3 protein-coding genes are annotated in these 3,112 nt (G+C 35.6%); 2 read left to right on the top strand and 1 reads right to left on the bottom strand.

Annotated features, from left to right (window positions below):
• Nucleotides 1-268: 268 nt before the first annotated feature.
• Entirely contained in the window at nt 269-1,891 is a 1,623-nt protein-coding gene (locus tag FD20_RS12305; protein ID WP_057738884.1) for a malolactic enzyme, read from the top strand.
• Between the two features lie 34 nt (nt 1,892-1,925).
• A complete protein-coding gene (locus FD20_RS12300) occupies nt 1,926-2,891 on the top strand; it encodes an AEC family transporter (RefSeq protein ID WP_003691075.1) in 966 nt (321 codons plus the stop codon).
• Nucleotides 2,892-3,011: 120 nt separating this feature from the next.
• Here FD20_RS12300 and FD20_RS14045 read toward each other — a convergent pair.
• On the bottom strand, nt 3,012-3,112 hold a 101-nt coding region (locus FD20_RS14045), incomplete at its 5' end, for an IS3 family transposase (protein ID WP_157060937.1).

The following is a 3,112-nucleotide window of genomic DNA, read 5'->3' as shown; positions in this document are numbered from 1 at the left end:
TATCAGGTCATGCTGACCAATTTGTCAAAAAATTCGGATTAAATTTGCAATCTACCAAGTTAATATATTTGACTATATTTTTTATTATGGTCTATGATACTCCTTAAAAGTTAGTTAAGAAAACAATATATAAAAAAAAATATGCTAAGTTAATATTTTCTATAAATTCAACATATGAAAATTATGTTTATATATATTGATATAACAAATCATACTTTTTATTATAATGTGATTATGGTTAGAAAATTAAATTAGGAGGAATCATTTTATGAAATATGAGGGTTTAGATCTATTAAACAATCACTTCTTAAATAAAGGTACTGCCTTTACTAAGGAAGAAAGAAAAGAAAATCACATCGAAGGTTTGTTGCCACCATTCGTGCAAACTTTGGATCAACAAGTCGAACAAGCTTATGAAAACTATTCTAATAAGGATACATTCTTGGCTAAGAGAATGTATTTGATGGATCTTTTCAATGAAAATGTTACTTTATTCTACAAGTTATTCAGTCAACATGTTAATGAATTTATGCCAGTTGTTTATGATCCAACAATCGCTGACACAATTGAAAACTACAGTCACCTCTTCTTAGATCCACAAAATGCCGCTTTCTTATCAATCGATGATCAAGATGATATTGAAGCATCATTGAAGAATGCATCTGCTGGTCGCGATATCAAGTTAATCGTTGTTACTGATGGTGAGGGTATCCTTGGTATTGGTGACTGGGGTGTTCAAGGTGTTGACATCTCTGTTGGTAAATTAATGGTTTACACAGCTGCTGCTGGTGTTGATCCTAAATCAGTTCTTCCTGTTGTCCTTGATGTAGGTACAAACAGAAAAGAATTATTAGCTGATGATCTATACATGGGTAATCATCACGAACGTGTTACTGGCGACAAGTACTACAACTTCGTTGACAAATTTGTTGAAACTGCTGAAAACTTATTCCCTGATATGTATCTTCACTTTGAAGACTTTGGCCGTAGCAATGCTGCTAACATCTTAAATAAGTACAAAGATAATATTCTTACCTTCAATGATGACATTCAAGGTACAGGTATTATTACTCTTGCTGGTATTCTTGGTGCTTTGAATATTTCCAAGGAAAAACTTACAGATCAAGTTTATCTATCATTTGGTGCTGGTACTGCCGGTGCTGGTATTACTAAGAGAATCTTCGATGCAATGGTTGAAGAAGGACTTTCTGAAGATGAAGCTAGAAAACATTTCTACCTAGTCGACAAACAAGGTCTTTTGTTCGATGATACTGAAGATTTAACACCAGAACAAAAGCCATTTACAAGAAAACGTAGTGAATTTGCTAATGCTGATGAATTAACAAACTTAGAAGCTGTTGTTAAAGCTGTTCACCCTACTATTCTTGTTGGTACTTCAACACAACCTGGTACCTTTACAGAAGCTGTTATCAAGGAAATGTCCGCTCATACAGAACGTCCAATTATCTTCCCATTGTCAAATCCTACAAAGCTTGCTGAAGCTAAGGCTGAAGACCTTTTGAAATGGACTGATGGCAAGGCTCTTATTGCTACTGGTATTCCTGTTGAACCCGTTGAATACAATGGTGTTACATATCATATCGGTCAAGCAAATAACGCTTTAGTTTACCCAGGTCTTGGTCTTGGTTCTATGGCTGTTAATGCTAAGATTCTTTCAGATGGCATGATCAACAAAGCTGCTCACTCATTGGGTGGTATCGTTGATCCTACACAACCTGGTGCTGCTGTTCTTCCTCCAGTTTCACAACTAGACAAGTTCAGTATGACTGTTGCCAATGGTGTTGCTCAACAAGCTATTGACGAAAAATTAACAACTGCTACAGACGCTAAAAAAGCAGTTGCTGATCTTAAGTGGGAACCTAAATATTAATTAAAATTTTTGTTAAATAAAGGGGAATTTATTCATGGCTGCATTTATCACTTCACTTGAAAGTGTTGCTGAAATCGTTCTTGTCATTGCTTTGGGGTATTGGCTAAGAGGATCAGGACGTTTAGGCGACGAATTTAAAGGCAATATTTCATTTATCATTATGAAAATTGCTTTACCTGCTTCAATCTTCGTCTCTGTTCTTAAATATTTGAACAGAGATAAATTAGCAAGTTTGTCCGGCGGACTGATCTTTACCTTCGCCAGTTTCACGATTGGTTACATCATTGCATGGATCTTAACAAAGGTCTTCCGTATTAGAAAGGGCCGTCGTGGTACTTTCATTAACATATTCGTTAATGCTAATACCATCTTTATCGGTTTACCTCTAAACATGGCTTTATTTGGAACTAAGAGTTTACCTTACTTCCTTATCTACTATGTTATGAATACAATTTCAACTTGGGCTGTTGGTATCTTCTTCATCTCAAGTGATGATCCAACCGTTGAAAAGGGTGCTAAGAAAGACTTTAACTGGAAAAAATTACTTCCTGCTCCACTTGTTGGTTTCTTAGTATCACTTGTTTTCTTACTACTTGCTATCCCAGTTCCTGACTGGATCAACAAGACTTTGGACATGGTCGGTGGTATCGTTACACCAATGTCATTGATCTACATCGGTATTATCTTAGCCGATGCAGGTTTGAAATCAATCAGATTCGACCGTGATACAATCCTAGCTCTATTAGGTAGATTTGTGGTTGCTCCTGCAATCATGATTAGCATTATTCTTATTGGTGGTTCAATGATGGGTACTTCATTACCAACTATCGAATCAAACTCATTCATCATTCAATCAGCTGCTCCTGGTTTAGCTGTCCTACCTATTCTAGTTGATCAATCACATGGTGATGTTGACTACGCTACTAACCTTGTTACAACATCAACTGTCTTGTTCGTAATTGTTGTGCCAATCTTAATGCAAGTAGCTAACTTGATTTAATTGATTTAAATACATTCACACATTCAAACAAATTCAGATCCTCCTCTAAAATATAAAAAAAGTCGTCAAACATTCTGCGGTTTAAAGTGCAACACAAAAGTTAGACAAAATTGAATATTTTTAAACTGCTAAGGCATGTTCCCTGTATTCGCAGGGAGTCATGACTTTTGTTTTCTGTGATATTCGTCGATTGTTAAACCAATCGACGTAATTCTTTGTGA

Source organism: Liquorilactobacillus uvarum DSM 19971, assembly GCF_001434935.1.
GTDB lineage: Bacteria > Bacillota > Bacilli > Lactobacillales > Lactobacillaceae > Liquorilactobacillus > Liquorilactobacillus uvarum.
The sequence above is the reverse complement of the archived record's forward strand: the minus strand, read 5'-3'. Positions and strand labels throughout refer to the sequence as shown.